This is a genomic window from Micromonospora sp. NPDC047762 (assembly GCF_043204655.1).
Lineage (GTDB): Bacteria > Actinomycetota > Actinomycetes > Mycobacteriales > Micromonosporaceae > Micromonospora.
The window spans coordinates 270,845-291,006 of sequence record NZ_JBIDCQ010000002.1 but is presented as its reverse complement, the minus strand read 5'-3'; the positions used below and the strand labels follow the sequence as shown (position 1 = coordinate 291,006).

17 protein-coding genes and 1 riboswitch are annotated in these 20,162 nt (G+C 72.6%); of the genes, 8 read left to right on the top strand and 9 right to left on the bottom strand.

Going from position 1 to position 20,162, the window contains the following annotated elements; all coding sequences use genetic code 11:
* The first annotated feature begins 73 nt into the window (after positions 1-73).
* Positions 74-241: a hypothetical protein gene (locus ACGF3C_RS06825; protein WP_167337262.1), complete on the top strand. Its 168-nt coding sequence runs from the start codon at positions 74-76 to the stop codon at positions 239-241.
* A 344-nt stretch (positions 242-585) separates the two neighbouring features.
* On the opposite strand, the gene ACGF3C_RS06820 is transcribed toward ACGF3C_RS06825, so the two are convergent.
* Positions 586-2,076, bottom strand: a complete 1,491-nt coding sequence (locus ACGF3C_RS06820; protein WP_357227861.1) for a PrsW family intramembrane metalloprotease — start codon at positions 2,074-2,076, stop codon at positions 586-588.
* 23 nt (positions 2,077-2,099) lie between these two features.
* Positions 2,100-2,220, top strand: a riboswitch (SAM riboswitch).
* A 46-nt stretch (positions 2,221-2,266) separates the two neighbouring features.
* Here ACGF3C_RS06820 and ACGF3C_RS06815 point away from each other — a divergent pair.
* Positions 2,267-3,526, top strand: coding sequence for an aminotransferase class V-fold PLP-dependent enzyme (locus ACGF3C_RS06815; RefSeq protein WP_393219574.1), 1,260 nt, complete (start codon positions 2,267-2,269; stop codon positions 3,524-3,526).
* 23 nt (positions 3,527-3,549) lie between these two features.
* Here ACGF3C_RS06815 and ACGF3C_RS06810 read toward each other — a convergent pair whose 3' ends face one another.
* Positions 3,550-4,785: an FUSC family protein gene (locus ACGF3C_RS06810; protein ID WP_393219571.1), complete on the bottom strand. Its 1,236-nt coding sequence runs from the start codon at positions 4,783-4,785 to the stop codon at positions 3,550-3,552.
* Positions 4,786-4,891: 106 nt separating this feature from the next.
* On the opposite strand from ACGF3C_RS06810, the gene ACGF3C_RS06805 reads away from it, so the two are divergent.
* Positions 4,892-5,548 (top strand): metal-dependent phosphohydrolase, encoded by a 657-nt coding sequence (locus ACGF3C_RS06805; RefSeq protein ID WP_393219568.1) that lies wholly within the window; start codon positions 4,892-4,894, stop codon positions 5,546-5,548.
* On the opposite strand, the gene ACGF3C_RS06800 is transcribed toward ACGF3C_RS06805, so the two are convergent.
* Entirely contained in the window at positions 5,520-5,804 is a 285-nt protein-coding gene (locus ACGF3C_RS06800) for a DUF4031 domain-containing protein (protein ID WP_357227851.1), read from the bottom strand. The genes ACGF3C_RS06805 and ACGF3C_RS06800 overlap by 29 nt on opposite strands.
* Positions 5,805-5,871: 67 nt before the next feature.
* On the opposite strand from ACGF3C_RS06800, the gene ACGF3C_RS06795 reads away from it, so the two are divergent.
* Entirely contained in the window at positions 5,872-7,272 is a 1,401-nt protein-coding gene (locus ACGF3C_RS06795; RefSeq protein ID WP_393219565.1) for an FAD-binding oxidoreductase, read from the top strand.
* A 10-nt stretch (positions 7,273-7,282) separates the two neighbouring features.
* Here ACGF3C_RS06795 and ACGF3C_RS06790 read toward each other — a convergent pair whose 3' ends face one another.
* Together ACGF3C_RS06790 and ACGF3C_RS06785 are read right to left on the bottom strand one after the other, a co-directional pair.
* Positions 7,283-7,819, bottom strand: coding sequence for a hypothetical protein (locus ACGF3C_RS06790; protein ID WP_393219563.1), 537 nt, complete (start codon positions 7,817-7,819; stop codon positions 7,283-7,285).
* 88 nt (positions 7,820-7,907) lie between these two features.
* Positions 7,908-9,773: a glycerol-3-phosphate dehydrogenase/oxidase gene (locus ACGF3C_RS06785; RefSeq protein WP_357227842.1), complete on the bottom strand. Its 1,866-nt coding sequence runs from the start codon at positions 9,771-9,773 to the stop codon at positions 7,908-7,910.
* Positions 9,774-9,972: 199 nt separating this feature from the next.
* Between ACGF3C_RS06785 and ACGF3C_RS06780 the strand changes: the two genes are divergently transcribed.
* The 3 genes from ACGF3C_RS06780 (at position 9,973) to ACGF3C_RS06770 (ending at position 13,914) form a co-directional block, all read left to right on the top strand.
* On the top strand, positions 9,973-12,591 hold the full coding sequence (locus ACGF3C_RS06780) for a S8 family serine peptidase (protein ID WP_393219560.1): 2,619 nt from the start codon (positions 9,973-9,975) through the stop codon (positions 12,589-12,591).
* Positions 12,592-12,648: 57 nt separating this feature from the next.
* A complete protein-coding gene (locus ACGF3C_RS06775; protein WP_357233177.1) occupies positions 12,649-13,587 on the top strand; it encodes a GNAT family N-acetyltransferase in 939 nt (312 codons plus the stop codon).
* A gap of 78 nt (positions 13,588-13,665) precedes the next feature.
* The gene (locus tag ACGF3C_RS06770; RefSeq protein ID WP_357233180.1) at positions 13,666-13,914 is read left to right on the top strand and encodes a hypothetical protein; all 249 of its coding nucleotides are present in this window, start codon (positions 13,666-13,668) and stop codon (positions 13,912-13,914) included.
* A 56-nt stretch (positions 13,915-13,970) separates the two neighbouring features.
* Here ACGF3C_RS06770 and groL read toward each other — a convergent pair whose 3' ends face one another.
* The 3 genes from groL to ACGF3C_RS06755 all read right to left on the bottom strand — a co-directional run bounded on the left by groL (position 13,971) and on the right by ACGF3C_RS06755 (position 17,328).
* Positions 13,971-15,593: a chaperonin GroEL gene (gene groL / locus ACGF3C_RS06765; protein WP_355005842.1), complete on the bottom strand. Its 1,623-nt coding sequence runs from the start codon at positions 15,591-15,593 to the stop codon at positions 13,971-13,973.
* A gap of 272 nt (positions 15,594-15,865) precedes the next feature.
* Positions 15,866-17,029 carry a hypothetical protein gene (locus tag ACGF3C_RS06760; protein ID WP_393219556.1) on the bottom strand — a complete coding sequence of 388 codons (1,164 nt, stop codon included), beginning with the start codon at positions 17,027-17,029 and terminating at the stop codon, positions 15,866-15,868.
* 95 nt (positions 17,030-17,124) lie between these two features.
* Positions 17,125-17,328 (bottom strand): cold-shock protein, encoded by a 204-nt coding sequence (locus ACGF3C_RS06755; RefSeq protein WP_355005844.1) that lies wholly within the window; start codon positions 17,326-17,328, stop codon positions 17,125-17,127.
* A gap of 325 nt (positions 17,329-17,653) precedes the next feature.
* Between ACGF3C_RS06755 and ACGF3C_RS06750 the strand changes: the two genes are divergently transcribed.
* Positions 17,654-18,184 (top strand): GNAT family N-acetyltransferase, encoded by a 531-nt coding sequence (locus ACGF3C_RS06750; RefSeq protein ID WP_357234668.1) that lies wholly within the window; start codon positions 17,654-17,656, stop codon positions 18,182-18,184.
* 168 nt (positions 18,185-18,352) lie between these two features.
* Here ACGF3C_RS06750 and paaN read toward each other — a convergent pair whose 3' ends face one another.
* Positions 18,353-20,026 carry a phenylacetic acid degradation protein PaaN gene (paaN, locus tag ACGF3C_RS06745; protein WP_393219551.1) on the bottom strand — a complete coding sequence of 558 codons (1,674 nt, stop codon included), beginning with the start codon at positions 20,024-20,026 and terminating at the stop codon, positions 18,353-18,355.
* Positions 20,027-20,162 lie beyond the last annotated feature (136 nt).

The following is a 20,162-nucleotide window of genomic DNA, read 5'->3' as shown; positions in this document are numbered from 1 at the left end:
GGCCCCGTCGCGCACCGTTTGCCCAGCCGCACGACGGGAAGCCATCCGGCGACCGTGGCCCTGGGGAGGGACGATGCCGGTATTCGTGAAGAAGCTGTTGACCTGGGGCAGTGTCGCGTTCCTGATCTACTTCATGGCCTTTCGGCCGGACGGCGCCGCGCAGATGTTCCGGGCGATCGGAGCAGCGCTGATCGCAATGTTCCAGGGCCTCGGTGACTTCCTAACCTCGCTGATGACCTGACGCCAAGCCAGACCAAGCCACGCCACGCCACGCCACGCCACGCCACGCCACGCCACGCCACGCCACGCCACGCCACGCCACGCCACGCCACGCCACGCCACGCCACGCCACGTCGATCATGGAGTTGTGGTGCCGGACAAAGTCCACAAGTAGCACCAAGTCAGGCACCACAACTCCATGATCGACCGGAGTCGGCCGCGATCTTGCACTTACTGTCCCGGCGTAGAGGGCATTCCACGCTTTTCGACGACCGAAACTGCAAGATCGGCGCGGGCAGGGGCGCGGGCGCTCGGCGCGGGCGCGGGCGCTCGGCGCGGGCGCGGGTTGGGCGGTAGTCGGCGGGGTCAGGGGTGTGTTGGCGGCCAGGGAGACGCCGGGCGCAGGCCGGGCGGGGCGGGCGGGGCGTAACCCATCGGAGCCGGGGCGGGAGCCAGCACCACCGGGATCGGCACCACCGGCTCGTCCGGCGCGTCCACCGCGCGCTCGGTGCCGTCCGGGAAGCGCAGGTGGTAGCGGCTGCCGTCCCAGACCCCCGCCGGGGCCTGCGGGTCCCGACCCACGAAGAACGACCGGTATCCGGTGATCGCGTCCAGCAGCTCCCGCTCCTCGCGGGCGGTCCGCTCCTGGTCGGCGGGTTTGCGGTCCAGGCCGCGCAGCGCCCCGTCGCGCAGCAGGGCCAGTCGGGTGGCGGCGGACTGGTAACCCCGCATCGCCCGCACCCCGGCGTCGCCGGCCACCCGCCGCGCCCAACTGCGGGCTGCGTGCCGCCGGCCGAGACTGCTCAGGGCGGCCACCTCGGGCGGGCTGAGCCAGCCGGCGCGTACGTAGTCGGGCAGGACCCGCTCGGTCAGCCGCCCCTCCCAGGCGCGCAGCCACAGCGCCAGCCCCACGGTGCCGAAGAAGACCGGCACCATGAGGCCCAGGAAGCCGTACAGCATGATCATGGCCTCGCCGGTGGCCTGGGTCAGCGTGGGCAGCAGGTTCCAGGTGCCGTGCAGCATCATCGCCAGCAGCAGGCCGGCGACCGGGGCGAGCACCCGGATGCGCCGGTCCGCCGTCCGGGAGGCGATACCCAACCCCACACCGGTCATCGAGGTGAAGAGGGGATGGGCGAACCCGAACAGCAGGATCCGCAGGATGAAGATCGCGATGACCTGCTGGATGCCGGTGGCCGGGCCGTACCGGTCGGCGCCGGACGCGTAGCCCAACCCGCCCAGGTAGAGGATGTTCTCCACCATCGCGAAGCCGACCGCGGCGAGCCCGCAGTAGACCAGGCCGTCGGTGATCCCCGACCACTCGCGGCGGCGGAACACCAGCAGCAGGATCGGGCCCAGCGCCTTGGTCAGCTCTTCGATGAACGGCGCCACCAGCACCCCGGTGAGCGCCGACGGCAGGCCCCAGTCGGCGAAGCGGTTGGCCGCGAAGTCGTTCACGGTGAGCGAGGCGGCGGTGGAGACGAACGCCCCCCAGGCGAAGCAGAAGATCAGATACTTCAACGGCTCCGGTTCGTACCGGTCCAGCCAGAGGAAGCAGCCGACCAGCACCGGCACCGGCAGAATGGCGGCGACCACCCCGATCAGCAGGGCCTGCGCACCGAGCGACTGGCCGAGCGTGAAGACCATGAAGACCGCGCACGCCGCGATCAACAGCACCACCCCGGCCAGCACCAGGAACCGCCGCCAGCCCAGTCGGCGCAGCGGCATTCGCGGCGTCTCACCCATGGGCGGGCCGGCGGGCGCGGGCGGGGAGGCGGGCGCAGGCGGCAGCGGTGAACCGGGCGGGGTGTCGGCCATGCGGTCAGCGTAGCCATCCGCCGCCGGCTGGTTCGGTCGCATCGGTAGCCGCTATGCTGCCGGCAGGTCACGAGCGCCAGCGTCAAGCCCCGGCTTGCTGGCCGGCAACCCTCGTCGAGTTCGCGGTGGGGTGCCCCGGGTGATGACCGGGCCCAGCCCGATCGGTGTGCTGGGCAAGCGCGGACCCCGTCCCGATGTCGCACCCGGGGTCCCTGACCCCGGAGGTTCCGGCGTGTCCGTCACTCTCGTACCCTCGCTGCCCAGCCTGCCCACCGTGCCGTCCGCGTCGCTCGACGTCCTCGGCGTGCCCGGCGAGATCAACCTGGACTACGCGGCCAGTGCGCCGTGCGCGCGGGCCGCCGCCGACGCGGTGGCAAAGCTGCTGCCCTGGTACGCCAGCGTGCATCGCGGGGCGGGAGCGCTGTCGCGGCGCTGCACCCTCGCGTACGAGCAGGCCCGGCAGACGATCGGGGACTTCTTCGGCGCTCGCGCCGACGATCATGTGATCTTCACCCGCAACACCACTGACGCGCTCAACCTGCTGGCACGGGCCGTGCCGGCCGGCACCACAGTGGTCACGTTCGCTGGCGAACACCACGCCAACCTGCTGCCCTGGCCGCGCGGGTCGGTGCGGCTGCCGGTGCCCAGCGACCCCGACGGGGCGGTACGCGATCTCGCCGCCGCCCTCACCGAGCTGCGCCGGGGCAGCAGCCCGGCGTTGCCGGTGCTGGTAGCGGTGACCGGTGCGAGCAACGTGACCGGTGAGCGGTGGCCGGTCGCCGAACTGGCGCGGGTGGCGCACCGGCACGGCGCCCGGATCGTGCTCGACGCCGCGCAGCTCGCCCCGCACGCCCCGGTCGACCTGCTCGCGCTCGACGTCGACTACCTGGCCGTGTCCGGCCACAAGCTGTACGCGCCGTTCGGCGCGGGCGTGCTGATCGGTCGCGCCGACTGGCTGGACGCCGCCCCGCCCTACCTGGCCGGCGGTGGCGCCACCAGCCACGTCGGTCCGGCCACCCACGACGTGACCTGGGCGACCGGCCCGGCCCGACACGAGGGCGGCACCCCGAATCTGCTCGGAGCGGTCGCGCTGGCGGCGGTGTGCAGGGCGCTCGACGAGGCGGACCAGGGCGCGCTGGCCGCCCACGAGCAGGCCCTGCTGGCCCGGCTGCGGACCGGCCTCGCCGCCCTGCCGCACATCGTCGAGCTGCGCACCTTCGGCCCGGACGCGCCCCGGGTCGGCATCGTCTCGTTCGTGGTCGCCGGCTGGGACTCCACCGAGGTGGCCACCCGGCTGGCCGCCGAGCACCACATCGGCGTACGGGACGGGTTGTTCTGTGCCCACCCGCTGGCCCGGCGTCTGCTCGGCGAGGCGGCGGGGCGTACCGGCCGGCGGGACCTGCCGCCCACCGCGCTGCGTGCCAGCATCGGGCTGGGCAGCACGGCCGACGAGGTGGACCGGCTGCTCGCGGCCCTGGCCGAGCTGGCCTGAGGTGCGCCCGGCGGTCTTTCCGCTCAGCCGACCGGCGGGGCGGTGGGTGGCTTCGGCGTCTCGCCGGGCTCGGCGGGCTCACCGACCGGGCGCTCCTGCTCCCCGAAGGCGGTGCGGATCCACCGGTTCGCCTCCTCCTGCTCGATGCCGGAGGCGACCAGCAGGTCACTCGCTGTCGTCCGGATCTGGGCGATCACCACGCTGCCGGAGAACCCCACCCCGGCGCCGTACGCCCGGCCGGACTCGCTGACCGCCCGCAGCGACCGCTCCCGGGCCTCCTCCGGCTCCTCACCGGCGGCGAACTCGTGCTTGAGCAGCCGGACCGACTCGGCGAGGTGGCCGATCGCGTCCGGCATCGGATCGGGTACCGGTTCGTCGTCCTCGACCAGCGTGACGGATCGGCGGATCAGGGTGCCGCTGTTGCGCATCGCCCGGTCGATCGGGTCGGCCGCCTCGGCGTAGTGGGTCAGTTCGTCGCGGCGGTGCCAGCGGGCCGGGGAGAGAGTGGCGGTCTCCTTCGCCCCCTCGATCGCCTCGCCCAGCGTGGCCAGCTCCTCCTTGTTGTTGCGCAGCCTCTCCAGTGCGGCCTGGATGGTGGCGCGGTCCCGGTTGCGCAGCCCGTCGGCGGTGGCGTCGAGCTGGGCGGCGAGCAGGTCCAGGGCGGGGCGGGCCGCCCGGTTGATCACCCGGAGTGGGTTTAGTGGCAGCAGCACCGCCGTGACCAGCAGCGCGATCCCACCTCCGAGGAACGCGTCGACGAAGCGGGGGATCTCCAGGTTCTGGGTCGACGGGCTCAGCGTCACGATCAGCACCGCCGTGGCCGCCGCCTGGATGACGATGGCCACGCTCGCTCCGGCGAAGATGGTGAGCAGGATCGCCACGGTGACCACCAGGCCGAGCTGCCACGCCCCGGTGCCGAGCAGGTAGATCAGGAGGTCGCCTACAGCCACCCCGACCCCCACCCCGACGATCAGCTCCACCGTCCGGCGGAACCGCTGACCGACCGACGCGGCCAGGGTGCCGACCGCGGAGATCGGCGCGAAGACCGGTTGCGGGTTGCCGAGCACCTTGTGCGAGATCAGGTACGCCAGCCCGGCGGCGAGCCCGGCCTGCACCGCGAGTCCGCCGGCCATCCGTACCCGGTGCAGCCGATCGTGCAGGGTGGCCCGGCTGCGGTGGCGCAGTTGCTCGGTGGCCTCGGCGATCCGTGCGCCGTCGATGTCCACCAAACCGTCGCGCAGCGCGGTACGTCGCACCATCGGCTGTCGCTTGTCCCGGGCCACGGCCATGGGCGCGACTACCCGTGGTGGCCCCGCTGAACCCTCCCTACCCGCGCGTCGCGGGCGGATGCGGCAGACTCGGGCGGTGGTTGATCTGTTGGACCGGTGGCGGGCGGCGGCCCGGGGTGCCGGCGCGAGGCCCGAGCCGGATGTCACCAGGGCCGGCGAGCAGTTGATCGCCCGTTGGCGGGAGCCGCACCGGCACTACCACACGGTGGCCCACCTGACGGCGGTGCTCGATGTGGTGGACCAGCACGCCGACCTGGCCGCAAGGGCCGACGGGGTCCGGCTGGCGGCCTGGTTCCACGACGCGGTCTACGACCCCCGGGCCGACGGCGACGCCAACGAACGGGAGAGCGCCGCGCTGGCCGAGAGCGTGCTTACCGGGCTCGGGGTGCCGGCGCCCACGGTGGCCGAGGCGCGCCGGCTGGTGCTGCTCACCGCCGGGCACGCTGTGACGCCGGGCGACCGGGACGGCGCGCTGCTCTGCGACGCGGACCTGGCCGTGCTGGCCGCGCCAGCGGCCACCTACGAGCGTTACGCCGCGGCGATCCGCCAGGAGTACGCCCACGTGCCGGAGCCTGCCTTCCGGGCTGGGCGGGCCGCCGTGCTGACCGGACTGCTGTCGCTGCCCGCGCTGTTCCGGTCGCCACCGCTGGCGAGCCGGTGGGAAGAGCCCGCCCGGGACAATGTGCGCCGCGAGCTGGCCACCCTCACCGCGGCACCCGAGAACGCGGGTTGACCAGGTGCTTCGGCCGACGCAGGTCGGCGGCGCGGAGCAACCGGACCAGCTCCCGGCTCGGCACCACCTGGGCACCGAGCCACACCGCCGCCGCGAACCGGTCCGCCGGGATGTCGTAGTGGTCCCGGTCGAAGCCGCGCCGGGGCGCGCCGAGCGCCTCGGCGAAGGCGTGCAGCTCGGCGTACGAGACGTCACTGATCAGGTGCGACCAGAGCCGACCGCGCCACGGCCAGGCCGGCCGGTCCAGGTAGAGCATGGTGCCAAGTTAACCCGACCAGTCGATCATGTTGATGATCGCCTGGTAGCGCCCTAACCTCGGCTGCATGGCCCCCACCGCGCTCCTCGACGACCTGCGCGCCGCGCTCGGTGACGACGCCGTGCTCACCGACCCGGACCTGCTGCGCCTGCACCAGCGGGACGAGGCCGACCTGTGCGCCGCCGGAGTCCCGCTGGTGGTGACCCGCCCGCGCGACACCGAGCAGGTGGTCGCCGTGATCCAGGCGGCGGCGCGGCATGGCGTACCGGTGGTGCCGCAGGGCGCACGGACCGGGCTGGCCGGCGCGGCGAACGCGGTGGACGGCGCGGTGGTGCTCAGCACCGTCGCGATGAACGAGATCCGGGAGATCGACCCGGTGAGCCGGATCGCTGTGGTCCAACCGGGGGTGGTCAACGCGGCCCTGGCCGGGGCGGTGGCGAAACAGGGCCTCTGGTACCCGCCGGACCCCGGCTCCTGGGAGTCGTCCACTATCGGTGGCAACGTGGCCACCAACGCCGGCGGCATGTGCTGCGTGAAGTACGGAGTGACCACCGAGTACGTGCTCGGCCTGGAGGTGGTGCTCGCCTCCGGTGAGGTGCTGCGCACCGGCCGGCGTACGGCCAAGGGGGTGGCCGGCTACGACCTGACCCGACTGTTCGTCGGTTCGGAGGGCACCCTCGGCGTGATCACCGAGGTGACAGTGGCGCTGCGCCCCGCCCCGGCTGACTCACTGACCCTGGTGGCGGTCTTCGGATCCACCGCCACGGCCGGCGCGGCGGTGGCCGAGATCGCGGCTCGCGGGCTCACCCCCAGCCTGCTGGAGTTGCTGGACCAGACCCACCTGCGGGCGATCGAGGCGTACCAACCGATGGGGTTGCGGACCGACGCGCAGGCCCTGTTGCTGGCCGCCGCCGACACCGGCTCCCGGGCGGCGGACGACCTGGCCGTGCTGGCGGAGGTGTGCGAGGCCGTCGGCGCCGACGAGGTCTACGCGGCCACCGACGCGGTGGAGGCGGCGGCGCTGCTCCAGGCTCGCCGGCTGGCCCACCCGGCCATGGAGAAGTTCGCGGCGGACGCCTACCCGGGCGGCATCGGCGGTCTGGTGATCGACGATGTGGCGGTGCCGCGCGGCGCGCTCGCCGCGCTCCTGGACGGGGTCGCCCGGATCGCGGCCGAGTGTGCGGTGCCGATCGGCGTGGTGGGGCACGCCGGGGACGGCAACATGCACCCGAACATCGTTGTCGACCGGGCCGACCCGGCGAGCGTGGAGCGGGGTCGGCGGGCCTTCGACGAGATCATGCGGCTCGGCCTGGACCTGGGCGGCACGTGCACCGGTGAGCACGGGGTGGGGCTGCTCAAGCGGGACTGGCTGGCCCGGGAGATCGGGCCGGTCGGTGTCCGGGTGCATCAGGCGATCAAGTCGGCGCTCGACCCGGCCGGCCTGCTCAACCCGGGCAAGGTGCTCTGAGCGGCTGCGGTCAGCCCTTGACCTCGGCCGGGGTCGCCTGGGTGAGCAGCAGCAGGATCTCCCCGGCGACCGGCGTGAGCTCCTCGCCCGGGCAGTCCTGCGAGGTGATCAGCCCGGCCGAGGTGATGAGGCTGGACGTCAGCGCGTCGATGCAGGTTGTCCGGTACCGCCGGGCCTGATCGGTCTCGTCGGCCAGCTTCGGGTTGGCGAGCAGCACCTGGAGCCGTTCGGTCAGCTCCGGTGCGAGGGTGCCCCGGGAGGTCACGCCGTCGCCGGCGCAGTCGACGCACTGCCACGCGCCGTTCCGCTCGACGCTCAGGGTGCGCATCGGCCCGTCCTCGCCGAGCCGCTGGAGCAGGCTGACCTGACCGGCGGCGACGGTGGTGGGGATCTCCAGCTGCGAGCCGCCACCCGCCGTGCCGGGGGTCGGTTGCGCCACCGGGGTGCTCGGCTTGTCTCCGTCGAAGAGGGAGCACCCGGTCAGGGCACCGGCGAGCGCGACGGCGAGCAAGGGTAGGAGCAGATGAGGGCGCGCGCGGGCTAGCACGCGCGGAAACCTACCCCACCGTAGGTAGCGTCCGAAACCACCATCCGGGCCGGTATCGATGGTTACCCATCGGTAACGTCGCAATTCGTCATCGAGCGGACGAGCGCAGCTCCGCCTGGGTGTCGTCGCCCCGGTCGGCCGCGTAACCCCTGACGTCCGGAGCGCCGAGACGGGCCGCGTCCGCCGTCGCGTCGTCCGGCATCAACTGGGACTGCCGCTCCGCCTCCACCCGAACCCGGTAGTGCTCGACCTCCCGCGCCCGGGTGGCCGCGTCCCAACCGAGCACCGCCCCCATCAACTCGGCGGTGTGCTCCGCCGACTCCAGCCCCCGGTGGCTGGTCTCGAACGAGATGCGGGTCCGCCGGGTCAGCACGTCCTCCAGGTGCAACGCGCCCTCGGCCCGCGCCGCGTACGCGACCTCGGCCGCCAGATACTCCGGAGCACCAGCCAGCGGGGACGCCAGCAGAGGATCGGCGTCGACCAGCGCCAGCAGGTCCAGGGTGAGGGTGCCGTACCGCTCCAGCAGGTGCTCCACCACGCCCACCGGCACGCCGTGCCGGCGGGCCAGGTCGGCCCGGTCCCGCCACATGGCCGGGTAGCCGTCGGCGCCGAGCAGCGGCAGGTCGGCGGTGCGTGACGAGCGAGCGCCACCGAGTCGGCGAGCGGCCCGGTCGACCACGTCGGACGCCATCACCCGGTACGTCGTGTACTTGCCGCCGGCGACCAGCAGCAGCCCGAGCATCGGCTCGAAGACCGCGTGCTCCCGGGAGAGCTTCGAGGTCGAGTCGGCCTCGCCGGCCAGCAGCGGGCGCAGCCCGGCGTACACCCCCTCGATGTCGGCGGTGGTCAGCGGCCGTTCCAACACGGTGTTGACCTGCTGGAGGAGGTAGTCGATGTCGCGGGCCGAGGCGGCCGGGTGGGAACGGTCCAGTCGCCAGTCGGTGTCCGTGGTGCCGATGATCCAGTGCCCGCCCCATGGGATGACGAAGAGCACCGAACTCGCCGTACGCAGGATGAGCCCCGTCTCGCCGGTGATCGCCGAGCGGGGCACCACCAGGTGCACCCCCTTGGAGGCGCGCACCCGGATGCCGGGTCGCAGGCCGACGTCGTTCAGCATCCGGGACATGTCGTCGCTCCACACGCCGGTGGCGGCGATGACGGTGCGGGCCTGCACCTCGAACTCCGCGTCCGGCGAGCCCGGTGGCGCCTCCAGGTCCCGGACGCGAACGCCGGTCACCTCGCGGGCCTGCCGGATCAGCCCGACGGCGCGGGCACTGCTCACCACTGTGGCGCCGAGGCTGGCCGCGGTGCGGGCCAGTGTGACAACCAGCCGCGCGTCGTCGACCTGCCCGTCGTAGTAGCGGATCGCCCCGGCCAGCGCGTCGGCCCGCAGACTCGGGAAGATCCGCCGGGCGCCTTCCCGGGTCAGGTGACGGTGCAGGGGCATCCCCCGACCCCCGCCGAGAATCCCGGCGAAGGCGTCGTACGCGGCCACCCCGGCGCCGTAGTACGAGCGCCGGAAGACCCGGGCCGGCAGGTCCCGTAGGCCCCGCCCGGCCGGCAGCGGCACCATGATCGGCACCGGGCGTACCAGGTGCGGCGCGAGCCGGGTGGCCAGCAGGCCGCGCTCGGTGAGCGCCTCGTGGACCAGGTGGAACTCCAACTGCTCCAGATACCTCAGGCCACCGTGGATGAGTTTGCTGGACCGGCTGGACGTCCCGGCGGCAAGGTCACGTGCCTCGACCAGCGCCACCTTCAAGCCACGGGACGCAGCGTCCAGGGCGGCACCGGCTCCGGTCACCCCGCCCCCGATGACCAGCACGTCGAAGCGCTCGGCACGCAGTCGACGCAGGTCGGACGCACGGCGGACCGGTGAGAGCTGACCGGCGACGGATCGGGAGACATTGGGGTCGCGCACCTGTCCACCGTAACCGTCGAGCCACCGTGTCGACATTCGCCGCCCGCCCCGCACCGCGCCTACCTGCTCCGGAGCGCACGACACGTCCCGCGACCCCATCCAGGCCGACCCATCGCAGATCTTGGACAGTTTCCGTCACGCGATGACGGAAACTGTCCAAGATCTGCACCGTTCCTCGTGCCTCGGAACCCGACGGTCGGGTCGAAACCCTTCCTCGTAGTCGTAAGGTTCTCGGATGCAAGGTCAACCTGCGTACCAGGGCCCCAGCGACAGCAGTTCCCCGTGGCCGGTGGTCGCGGCCGTGCTGGTCGGCTGCTGGACGGTTGCGGTCACCGTGGGCACCCAGACCGGTGGCTGGCTCACCGATCAGGTGCTGCTGGGCTTCGGACGGGACCGGCTCGGCTGGCTCTGGCCGGTGCTCGGCCTGGCCACCGTCGTGCTGGCCGGCACGCCCGCCCTCCTGCTGACCGTCCTGCCCCGGTCGGGTGCGGTCCGGGCCACCGGGCGGGCCTGGTTGATCGGGGCGATCGCGCTCGGCGTGCTCACAGTGCTGCGGGCCGTGCCGCCGGTGCACCATGAGGCGTACCTCGCCGCGCTGGCCGGTGCCGCGTCGCTCAGCGCGCTCGCCGTGCGCTGGTCGGCGCGCCGGTGGGCGTACCCCGGGCTGGTCGGCTCGGTCGGCGGCCCGGCACTCACCGGAGGCGGCGACACCACGCGGCCCGAGGCCACCGCAGGCGGCGACGCCACGCGGCCCGAGGCCACCAGAGACGGCAACACCACGCCGCCCGAGGCCACCGGAGGCGCGGAGTCGGTCGGACGGCGCGTGCGCCGTGTCGGCCCGGTGCCGCTGCTCGCGGTGGCCGCCGGGTTGGCACTGCTGCTGCCGTGGGCCTGGCTTGGCGCGCTCGGTGGCCTCCTGGAGACCGCTCTCGCGCTGGTGGCGGCCGCCGCGCTCGGGGTGCTCGCCGCGACACTGCTGGACGCCCCCTTCTGGGCCCAGTTCGCTGTTGGGCGACCACCCCGGCCGGCTCGGCTGGTGCTGGTCGGCGGTCTGGTCGCCGGGGTGGCGCTGCTGCTGCTCGCGGCCGGGACCGGGCAGTCCGGCGCGCAGTTGCCCGCGCTGCTGACCCTGCCGCCGGTGGGCTTCGCGCTGGCCGCGCTCTGGGCCGCGACCTGGCGGCCCTCCCCCGACCCGGCCGAGGCCGCGCTCTGGGCCGCGACCCGGCGGCCCACCGCCGAGCCGGCTGAGGCCGTGCGTGCCGGCCGAGCGGCGACCGGCTGGCTCGTGGGCCTGGCCGCGCTCGGCCCGCTGGCCTTCACCGACCCGGAAGAGATCAGCCTGCTGCTGGTCGGCACCCGGGACATCCCGTTCTGGGTGGCGGCCGCCGCCGGCGTCGGGCTCGCCGTCGCGGTCCTGGTCGCCATCGGGTACGCGGTGCTGCTCGCCCGACCGACGGCACGCACCCCGAGCAGGCGGATGGCAGCGCTGGCGGCCGTGGTGCTGCTGGTGGCGTTCGGGGCGGTCGACCTCGGCCCCGGCCAGCCGGGCCTGTACGGCGAGCGGCTGTTCGTGGTGCTGCGTACGCAGGCCGACCTGAGCGGTCTCCCGGCCGCCGCGCCGGGCCGGGCCGGACGGGACGCCCGCGCGGCGGAGGTCTACCGGCGGCTGGTGACGACCGCCGAGCGGAGCCAGGGCGACCTGCTCCGGGGGTTGAACCGGCTGCGGCTCGACCCGGTGTCGTACTACCTGGTCAACGCGGTTGAGGTGGACGGCGGCCCGGCGGTGCGGGCCTGGCTCGCCCGCCGGCCGGAGGTGGCGCGGGTGCTGGTCAGCCAGCGCCTGCGACCGTTGCCGGCCCCGGCCGGGCAGAGCCGCGGCACCCTGCCCAAGCCCACCGGCCCGGAGTGGAACATCCGTCAGATCGGCGCCGACCGGGTGTGGTCCCAACTCCGGGTCACCGGCGCGGGCATCGTGGTCGGCAGCTCCGACTCGGGGGTGGACGGCGGCCATCCGGCGCTACGGGCCGGGTTCCGTGGTGGGGACGACTCCTGGTTCGACCCGTGGGACGACACCCGGAGCCCGACCGACAAGGGCGGGCACGGCACCCACACGGTGGGCAGCGCGGTCGGGCGGGACGGCATCGGGGTGGCCCCGGACGCGCAGTGGGTGGGCTGCGTGAACCTGGACCGCAACCTCGGCAGCCCCGCGCACTACCTGGACTGTCTCCAGTTCATGTTGGCGCCCTTCCCGGCCGGCGGCGATCCGTTCACCGACGGCCGTCCGGAGCGCGCCCCGCAGGTGCTGACCAACTCGTGGGGCTGCCCGCCCATCGAGGGTTGCGACCAGCGCGTTCTGCGGCCGGCCACCGCCGCCCTCGACGCCGCCGGGATCTTCGTGGTCGCCGCGGCCGGGAACACCGGCCCGTGGTGCGCGTCGATCGACGATCCGCCCGCCCCCTACCCGGACGTGCTGACAGTGGGCGCGGTGGACGACCAGCGGCGCGTCGCCGAGTTCTCCTCGCGCGGGCCGGTGCCGGGCGGCTCGGGTAAACCGGACGTGCTGGCACCGGGAGTGGGTGTGGTGTCGGCCATGCCGGGCGGCACCTACGCCGAGCTGGACGGCACGTCGATGGCGACCCCGCAGGTGGCCGGGGTGGTCGCGCTGATGTGGTCGGCGAACCCGGCGCTGGTCGGCGACGTGACCCGGACCCGGCAGATCCTGCGCGACACCGCCACGGAGGTGACGCCCACCTATCGCTCCGACAGTCCCTCCGACGCCTGCGGCGCTCCGGCGAACGTCACCGGCGCCGGCCAGGTCGACGCCTACGCCGCCGTTCGCGCCGCCCAGGGCTGATCGTCGCCCCACGGGCGGGGGTGCGGCTCGACATCCGGTGATCTAGGGTCGGCGACCATGGACGCCGAGATCACCGTCACCGAGCTGACCGCCGACCTGGTCACCAGCGTCGTACAGCTCTGCCAGCAGGCGCTCGACCTGCCCGAGGACTCCGCCGAGGCGGCTTCCATCGTGGACGTGCTCTGGACCCGGGCCGCCGCCGCCGACCGGCCCGTGGTCGGGCTGGGCGCGTACCGAGGTGCGGACCTGGTGGGGGTGCTGATCTGTTCGGTGTCGTCGGTCGAGCCGGGGATCGGGCACGTCGACCTGGTCGCGGTCCTTGCGGATCAGCGGCGTCGGGGCGTCGGCCGGGCGCTGCTCCAGCGGGCCGAGCGGGTGCTCGCCGACCGTGGGGCGACCGAGGTGCTGCTGGCCGGGAACCCGCCGTACTACGCGTGGCCGGGGATCGACGTCCGCTACACGCCGGCGGTCTGCGCCGCCCTCGCGCTCGGCTACCAGCAGGACCGGACCGCCTGGAACATGACCGCGGACCTGTCGTACGACGGGTCGCCGGCACTGCGGTCCACCGAGGCGACGGAGCGGCGGCTGGCCGACCAGGGCGTCACGGTACGCCGGGCGGAGCCGGCGGACCTTCCGGCGCTGACCGCGTTCGCCCGGTCCACCTTCGGCGGAACGTGGGACGGTGAGCTGGCCGGTTCGGTGGGGCGTGCCGACGCCGGTTGCCACCTGGCGGAGCGGGACGGCGAGGTGCTCGGCTTCGCCGCGTACGGGTCGTCCCGGCCGAGTTGGTTCGGGCCGATGGGCACCGCACCGGCCGCGGAGGGGTCGGGCATCGGTGGGGTGCTGTTGCGGCGCTGCCTGCGCGACCAGCGGGCGGTGGGGCTGGACCGGGCACAGATCGGCTGGGTAGGACCGGTGCCGTTCTACTCGGGCAGCGCGGGTGCGCGGATCGAGCGGGTCTTCTTCCTGTACCGGCGGACCCTGTCCGGGGGATAACCGGGGCAAACAGGACATAGATCCATTCGCCCGCATCGGCCAACGACGCCCCCTACCGTTTCGGTAGAGGAGGCAGCCATGACCACGGATGACAACCAGACCGAGGACGGCCCGCCGATCACCTGGAAACCGGTGGGTGAACTCCCCGGCCAACTGCCGTTCGACAGGCTCGACTACGGCGACGCCGAGCAACTGGCCGAGATGACCACCGACGGCGAGCCGCCGGTGGCCGAGGAGTCGCAGGAGATGGTGGACGCGCCGATCCAGCTGCTCCCGCCGTACAGCCGGGCACAGAAACGGCGCAACCAGCGCCCACTGCCAACCTGACGACGAACGGGGCGGACCGCGTCAGCGGCCCGCCCCGTTCGGTGTCGGAACTGGACTCAGAAGTCCATGTCCCCGCCACCCGGGCCAGCCGGGGCAGCCGGGGTCTTCTCCGGCTTGTCCGCGACAACAGCCTCGGTGGTGAGGAAGAGCGCCGCGATGGAAGCGGCGTTCTGCAGCGCCGAACGCGTCACCTTGGCCGGGTCGATGATGCCCGCCGCCAGCAGGTCGACGTACTCGCCGTTGGCGGCGTTAAGACCGTGACCCGCTTCGAGGTTACGGACCTTCTCCACCACGACGCCGCCCTCAAGGCCGGCGTTGACGGCGATCTGCCGCAGCGGGGCGTCCAGCGCGACCTTGACGATGTTCGCACCGGTCGCCTCGTCGCCGACCAGGTCGAGCTTGTCGAAGGCGGTCTTGCCGGCCTGCACCAGCGCGACGCCACCACCCGGGACGATGCCCTCTTCGACGGCCGCCTTCGCGTTGCGAACGGCGTCCTCGATGCGGTGCTTGCGCTCCTTGAGCTCGACCTCGGTGGCCGCGCCGACCTTGATGACCGCGACGCCGCCGGCCAGCTTGGCCAGCCGCTCCTGCAGCTTCTCGCGGTCGTAGTCGGAGTCGCTCTTGTCGATCTCGGCCCGGATCTGGTTGACCCGGCCCTGGATCTGCTCGGCGTCACCGGCACCGTCGACGATGGTGGTCTCGTCCTTGGTCACCACGACCTTGCGGGCGCGGCCCAGCATGTCGACGGTGGCGGCGTCGAGCTTGAGGCCGACCTCCTCGCTGATGACCTGGCCACCGGCGAGGATGGCGATGTCGGTCAGCATGGCCTTGCGGCGGTCACCGAAGCCCGGCGCCTTGACGGCGACCGACTTGAAGGTGCCACGGACCTTGTTGACCACCAGGGTGGCGAGGGCCTCGCCCTCCAGGTCCTCGGCGATGATCAGCAGCGGCTTGCCCGACTGCATGACCTTCTCCAGGATCGGGAGCAGGTCCTTCACCGACGAGATCTTGCTGTTGGCGATCAGGATGTACGGGTCGTCGAAGACGGCCTCCATACGCTCCGGGTCGGTCATGAAGTAGGCCGAGATGTAGCCCTTGTCGAAGCGCATACCCTCGGTGAGCTCCAGCTCCAGCCCGAAGGTGTTGCTCTCCTCGACGGTGATGACGCCTTCCTTGCCGACCTTGTCCATCGCCTCGGCGATGATCTCGCCGACGGTGCTGTCGCCAGCGGAGATGGAGGCGGTGGAGGCGATCTGCTCCTTGGTCTCGACGTCCTTGGCGAGCTTGGACAGCTCCTCCGAGACGCTCGCGACCGCGGCCTCGATGCCCCGCTTCAGGGCCATCGGGTTGGCGCCGGCGGCCACGTTGCGCAGGCCCTCGCGAACCAGGGCCTGGGCCAGGACGGTCGCCGTCGTCGTGCCGTCACCGGCAACGTCGTCGGTCTTCTTGGCGACCTCCTTGACCAGCTCAGCGCCGATCTTCTCGTACGGGTCCTCGAGCTCGATCTCCTTGGCGATGCTCACACCATCGTTGGTGATGGTGGGGGCACCCCACTTCTTCTCGAGCACGACGTTGCGGCCCTTGGGGCCGAGGGTCACCTTTACGGCGTCGGCGAGCTGGTTCATGCCCCGCTCGAGGCCGCGGCGAGCCTCTTCGTCGAAAGCGATCATCTTGGCCATACGGCGTTGTCCTCCTGGACACTCACGGGCCACCCGAGATGTGTGCCCCGGATGGGCCGCCTGGTGTGCGCACCTAGGGACGTCGCCACCTGGCGACGACGACGTCCTTCGGCCGGGCCGGATAGCCCGCGACGACCGGCCATGTGCTGCCCCGGTGTCTCCACACCGGCACAACCTGGCCCCACCGTCCCGACCGTTGGCACTCACGGTATGCGAGTGCCAATGACTTGTTTAGCACTCTCCCCTGCCGAGTGCAAGCACGATGCCGCCGCTCAGCCGAGTTCCGCAGCCAGTCCAGCGCTGTTCACCGGCGCCTCATGGGCACGCTGCTCGACGTACGTCACCAGCAGACCGACCATCTGCGCGAGATGGGCCGGCAGGGCCAGCACGGCGGTGATCCCGATCACCACCACCGCCCCGGCGGCGGTACCCGCCGAGGAGAACGGGTCCGTTCCGAGCGCGCCGGTGCCGATCCCTTCCAGGCCACCGGGGATCAGCGTGCCGACGATCACCGCCACGGCCACCAGGGCCACCCGTCCGAGCAGCAGGCCGAGTCGGTCGTGGAACATCCGGAACGATCGACCGATCGGGTTGTGCCGTTCGAAGAGATAGACGGGGCCGGCCATGCTCAGCGCGAAGGCCAGGTAGATGCCCGGCAGCACGCAGAAGCAGACACCGACGCCGATGAGCAGACTGACCAGCAGGGTCCACGCCCACAGCCCGAGTGCCCGACGCAGGCCGTAGCGCAGCGCGGACTCCAGGCTGGCCGGCTGACCGGCCGCCTGCTGGGTGATCACCCAGGTGCCGGCGGCCCACCCGACGGCCTGCACCAACCCGACGACCAGGCTGCCGCCGAGCAGCAGGACCAGGAGGCTCAGCAGTTCGGCGACGAAATTGTCCGGCAGCGCGGGGGTCGAAGTCGATCCGGCCTGCGCGGCCCACTTCGCCGACGGGTCCAGCCCGAGGGAGACCACCGAGAGCACCGCCGCGGGCAGCACCTGGGTGAGCAGCATGATCGGCACCAACTGCCGCCAGCCCCGGCGCAGCGCTCCTCCGCAGCGGTTGAACCAGCCGCCGATACCCGCGCCAGGTGGCGTGACCAGGGCGTCGTTCGGGTCGACCCCGTAACCGGGCGGGTACCAGCCGACCGGCGGCCCCGGGTACCACGGCTGCCCGCCGTAGGGACCCGACCCGGGCGGGTAGCCCCCGGTGGGCGGGAACGCCCAGCCCTGCGGCGGCGGGGCCGCACCCCAGGCACCCTGCGCGGGATCCCAGCCGGGCGGCGGACCGGCGGGGCCGGAGGACGGGCCGGCCGGGGGCGTGCCCGGCCCCCAGCCGGGCGGCGGACCGGCGGGGCCGGGGCTGCCGGCGGGCGAGGACGGGTCCGGCTCCCCCGACCCGGAGGACGGAGTGTGCGGGGGTGGCTGGTCGGTCATGAACGCTCCTCAGCATCGGCTGGAACGGTTCACGATCTTCCCGGGTGCACGCCCCTGCCGCAGCCCCGACTCACGGGGCCGATCGGCCAGGAAGCTCAGTCGATGACGCGTACGTGCTCTGCCTGTGGGCCCTTCTGGCCCTGGGTGATCTCGAACTCGACCCGCTGACCGTCGTCCAGCGCCTTGTAACCGTCCATCTCGATCGCGGAGAAGTGGACAAAAACGTCCTGCCCGCCGTCGACGGCGATGAAGCCGTAGCCCTTTTCGGCGTTGAACCACTTCACGGAGCCCTGTGCCACTGTGCACTTCCCTCACTCTGCCCGGCGTTGCCTGACTCGGCGCACGGCACGGCCGGACGCCCCGGACCACCGACTCAGCGATCGATGACCGCCATTGAAGAAGGTGACCGAAATCGCACGCTACACGAGGACTGACGGCCGCGCACGGCCACAAAACAGACACACTCCGAGGCGCACCGGCCGCGCTGATCGGCCGGATTCCCGAGCCACCGGATTCGCCCGCGTCATTGCAGAATGGAGGGGCGTTCGCCGGGCGGCCCCGAGATGACGGCGATCGGGCCCAGCTCGCGAAACGCCATCCCTGCCCTGTGGTAGGCATGCGGACATGACCACCGACATGGGCCCGCCGACAGTGCGGCTCGCGGAGATCCGCCGGGTCCGGCCGGAGGACGCCGCCCGGATGCGGGCGCTGCGCCTGGAGATGCTGGCCGACGCGCCGTTGGCCTTCCTGGAGACCCTGGCGGACGCGGCGGCCCGACCGCACAACGAGTTCGCCGCCCGGGTCGCGTACACCTCGGCCGGTGCCGGTAACGCGCAGTTCGTCGCCGACCCGGGCGGCCGGCTGGTCGGGCACGCCGGTGGTACGACCCACCCGAACGAACCGGGACTGACCGTGATCTACGCCGTGTACGTCACGCCGACCTGGCGCGGCAGTGGCCTGCTCGGCGAGCTGATCGACGGGGTGGCCGCCTGGTCGCGGGCCTGCGGCCGGCCGGAACTGCTGCTGGAGGTGGTGGTCGGCAACGACCGCGCCTATCGCGCCTACCAGCGTCTGGGCTTCAAGGACACCGGGGTACGGGTCCCCCACCCGAACATCCCAGCCCTGACCGAGCTACAGATGCGCCGAACAGCCTAGAACAGAGAACCATCCCAAGGCAGAACCACTGAGATGCCCTAAAAAAGCCGGCAGCGACGCCACCGCCGTGCCCACAACGGGTTTCCGGGGCAGCCCGACCCGCGCAGGGATCAAGCCTGACCGCCCGAAGCGGGTCGGGCTGCCCCGGAAACCCCCAACCGCGACCACCTACACGTGACGCCGCGACTGAACAATCCGGAACCGGTTCGCCACGTACGCCCCGTCGGTCAGCGCCGAGTTGGCCGCCGCGTTGGCTCCACTGCCGTGGAAGTCGGAGAACGCCGCCGACTGGTTCACGAAGACACCGCCGGTGAGGTTGCAGGACAGGTGCACCCCGACCTCGACCGCCACCGCCTCGGTTGCGTCCAGCACCGCCTCGTCGGTCGAGTAGACACCGGCGGTGAGCGCGCCCTTCTCGCCGACCGTCCGGCGCAGCAGCTCCAGGCTGTGCGTGGTCGAGTCGGTAGCGATGGCGAACGAGATCGGCCCGAACCATTCCCGGCCGTACGTCTCCGAGTCGTCCGCGGTCAGCTTCACGATCGTCGGGGTACGCACCACCGCGTCGGCGTACGACGGGTGGGCCACGGCCCGCGACTCCAGCACCGGCTCGCCGACCTTGGTCACCTCGGCCAGCCGCTCCAGCACCCCGTCGTTGACGATGGCACCGGTCAGCTCCACACCCCGGGCCGGGTCGGCGGTGAGCTTGCCGACGACGGCGGCGATCCCGCCGGCCACCTCGTCGAAGCTCTTGTGCCCCTGGTCGGTCTCGATGCCCCCGGCCGGGATGAGGATGTTCTGTGAGGTGGTGCACATCTGCCCGCTGTAGAGGGTCAGCGTGAACCCGAGGTTGCGGCACATGCCGGCGAAGTCGTCGGTGGAGTCGACGACGACGGTGTTGAGGCCGGCCTTCTCGGTGTAGACCGATGCCTGCCGGGCGTGCGTCTCCAGCCAGTCGCCGTACTCGGTGGAGCCGGTGAAGTCGACGATCCGGATGGCCCGGTGCAGGGCCAGGTCACTCGCGAGCTTCTCACCGGGAGCCTCGGCCGCCAGCATGATCAGGTTCGGGTCGAACCCGGCCTCGGCGAGCACCTCCCGGGCGTACTTCACGGTGATGGCCAGCGGCAGCACCGCGCGCGGGTGCGGCTTGACGATCACCGGGTTGCCGGTGACCAGCGAGGCGAACAGCCCTGGGTACGAGTTCCAGGTCGGGAAGGTGTTGCAGCCGATCACCAGCGCCACCCCACGCGGCACCACGTGGAACGTCTTGGTCATCCGCAGCGGGTCACCCTTGCCGGCGGCCTTCTCCCAACCCGCCGTGCCCGGGTGCCGGGTCATCTCGGCGTACGCGTACGCCAGCGCCTCCAGCGCCCGGTCCAGCGCGTGCGCGCCACCGGCCTGGAAGGCCATCACGAACGCCTGCCCGCTGGTGAACTGCACAGCGTTGGCCAGCTCGAAGATGTGCTTGTGCAGCCGGTCGAGGATCTCCAGGCAGACGCCCACCCGGGCCTGCGGGCCGGCGTCGCGCCACGCCGGCAGCGCGGCGGAGGCGGCGTTGATCAGCTCACCGGGGCCGGCGTGTGGGTAACGCACCGCCAACTCCACCCCGAACGGGCTCGTCTCGGTGGCGACCCGAACGCCAGTGCCGGGCTGGTCGAGCGGGAAGTCACCACCGAGGTACGCCTCGAAGGCGGCCTTACCGTCGGCGGCGGCGGTCTCGCCGTACACCCGGGGGCTGGGGGATTCGGGATAGGCGGACCAGTAGCCCCGCTCCGTGATCGCGGTCAGCGCACGGTTGAGGGTGTCGGCGTGCCTGTCGTACAGGGGATGCGGGGTCTCCGTCATGCCCGCCATCATGCCTGAGTCCGGTCCGCGAGCAGTAGCGCGAATGCCCGGCAGCGGCTCACTCCGCAGTCGAGTTCCCGAGCAGAAGCGCCAATGGCCGACGGCACGGGGTTGCCTGCGGCGACAGCGGGTAACC

Coding starts and splice junctions, on each gene's coding strand:
- groL (WP_355005842.1), bottom strand. CDS start 15,593: ATGGCCAAGATGATCGCTTTCGACGAAGAGGCTCGCCGCGGCCTCGAG.
- ACGF3C_RS06785 (WP_357227842.1), bottom strand. CDS start 9,773: ATGTCGACACGGTGGCTCGACGGTTACGGTGGACAGGTGCGCGACCCC.
- ACGF3C_RS06750 (WP_357234668.1), top strand. CDS start 17,654: ATGACCACCGACATGGGCCCGCCGACAGTGCGGCTCGCGGAGATCCGC.
- ACGF3C_RS06770 (WP_357233180.1), top strand. CDS start 13,666: ATGACCACGGATGACAACCAGACCGAGGACGGCCCGCCGATCACCTGG.
- ACGF3C_RS06810 (WP_393219571.1), bottom strand. CDS start 4,785: ATGGTGCGACGTACCGCGCTGCGCGACGGTTTGGTGGACATCGACGGC.
- ACGF3C_RS06780 (WP_393219560.1), top strand. CDS start 9,973: ATGCAAGGTCAACCTGCGTACCAGGGCCCCAGCGACAGCAGTTCCCCG.
- ACGF3C_RS06760 (WP_393219556.1), bottom strand. CDS start 17,029: ATGACCGACCAGCCACCCCCGCACACTCCGTCCTCCGGGTCGGGGGAG.
- ACGF3C_RS06795 (WP_393219565.1), top strand. CDS start 5,872: ATGGCCCCCACCGCGCTCCTCGACGACCTGCGCGCCGCGCTCGGTGAC.
- paaN (WP_393219551.1), bottom strand. CDS start 20,026: ATGACGGAGACCCCGCATCCCCTGTACGACAGGCACGCCGACACCCTC.
- ACGF3C_RS06820 (WP_357227861.1), bottom strand. CDS start 2,076: ATGCGACCGAACCAGCCGGCGGCGGATGGCTACGCTGACCGCATGGCC.
- ACGF3C_RS06775 (WP_357233177.1), top strand. CDS start 12,649: ATGGACGCCGAGATCACCGTCACCGAGCTGACCGCCGACCTGGTCACC.
- ACGF3C_RS06800 (WP_357227851.1), bottom strand. CDS start 5,804: ATGCTCTACCTGGACCGGCCGGCCTGGCCGTGGCGCGGTCGGCTCTGG.
- ACGF3C_RS06825 (WP_167337262.1), top strand. CDS start 74: ATGCCGGTATTCGTGAAGAAGCTGTTGACCTGGGGCAGTGTCGCGTTC.